Source organism: Stenotrophomonas sp. HMWF023 (assembly GCF_003060985.1).
Classification (GTDB): Bacteria; Pseudomonadota; Gammaproteobacteria; order Xanthomonadales; family Xanthomonadaceae; genus Stenotrophomonas; species Stenotrophomonas lactitubi.
The window spans coordinates 2,279-3,882 of the sequence record NZ_QAIJ01000210.1; the positions used below are offsets into that span (position 1 = coordinate 2,279).

A 1,604-nucleotide genomic window follows, 5' to 3' on the forward strand; every position below is an offset into this window, starting at 1 on the left:
GGACGTGATGCTGGACGCGCGCGAGACCGCGCCGGCCGCCGCCACGCCGCAGGCCTTCCTCGACAAGAAGGGCGACCTGGACCGCGACCGCTCGGTCAACGGCCCGTGGTCGGCCGGCATTCCCGGCCTGCCGGCGGCGCTGGTCGAACTGTCGGCCAAGCACGGCAAGCTGCCGCTGGCGGCCTCGCTGCAGCCGGCGATCCGTATCGCCCGCGATGGCTTCCCGGTCTATGAGCGCATGGCCAAAGGCTATGCCTCGCGCCGCGAAGTGATGGAACGTTACCCCGGTACGCGCGAGGTCTACCTGCGCAATGGCAAGCCGATCGCCACCGGTGACCTGTTCAAGCAGCCGGAACTGGCGCAGACCCTGGAACGCCTGGCAGCCGGCGGCTTCGATGGCTTCTACAAGGGCCAGACCGGCAAGCTGTTGCTGGCCGGCGTGAAGCAGGCAGGTGGCAAGTGGACCGCCGAGGAATTGGCCGGCTACCGCGTCAAGCAGCGTGCGCCGATCGTCTTCAACTACAACGGCTGGAAGATCACCACCGCGCCGCCGCCGTCCTCCGGTGGCATCGCCCTGGCCAGCATGCTGCAGATCCTGGAAGGCTGGGACATCAAGCAGATGGATGCGGCGCACCGCACCCATCTGGTGGTGGAGTCGATGCGCCGTGCCTACCGTGACCGCACCTTCTTCCTCGGCGATCCGGATTTCGTGCAGATCCCGCAGAAGGTGCTGGCCAGCAAGGATTACGCACAGGGCCTGCGTGCCACCATCCACCCGGAGAAGGCCACTCCCAGCGACCTGCTGTCGGGCAACCCGACGCCGCTGGAAGATGACGAGACCACCCATTTCTCGATCATCGACCGTGACGGCAACCGTGTCGGTGCTACCCAGACCGTCAACCTGCTGTACGGCTCGGGCCTGATTCCGAAGGGAACGGGTGTGCTGCTGAACAACGAGATGGACGACTTCGCGCTGAAGCCGGGCACGCCCAACGCCTTTGGCGTGATGGGCTACGCCGCCAATGCACCGAAAGCGGGCAAGCGCATGCTCAGCTCGATGACGCCGACGTTCATGGAGAACGACGACAAGGTGATCGTGCTGGGCACGCCTGGTGGCAGCCGCATCATCACCATGGTGCTGCTGGGCATTCTCGGCTACGACGCTGGCCTGGATGCGCAGCAGGTCGCCGCGCTGCCGCGCTACCACCACCAGTGGCTGCCGGACCTGATCGAAGCCGAGAGCAACGCTTTCGACGCTGCGACCATCAAGCAGCTGCAGGCGATGGGCCACAAGATCGATCTGCCGGGCGAGGTCGCCGCTGGTGGCCGTGGTTCCAGCCATGTGTGGGGCAACCTGCAGACGGTGGAGTGGGACCGCAAGGCCAACAAGCTGTTTGGCGGCAGCGATCCGCGCAATCCGGTCGGCAGCGCCCAGGTCGTGCCGGCTCCCTGATCCGGTGGTAGCGCCGGGCCATGCCCGGCGGACGCAGACCTGAGAACCTCGCCCGCAACGGCGGGGTTTTTCGTTTTCCCGCTAGCGATTATTTAACGAGCGGCGACCGATAATTGCGCCATGAAACTATGGTCGATCCGCGGTAATACCC

General features: G+C 65.9%; 1 protein-coding gene. It reads left to right on the forward strand.

Translation table 11 applies throughout. From position 1 onward, the window contains the following. Positions 1-1,453: gamma-glutamyltransferase (ggt, locus tag DBR20_RS11350; RefSeq protein ID WP_258223304.1), on the forward strand; the 1,453-nt coding region annotated here is incomplete at its 5' end. Positions 1,454-1,604: the final 151 nt, after the last annotated feature.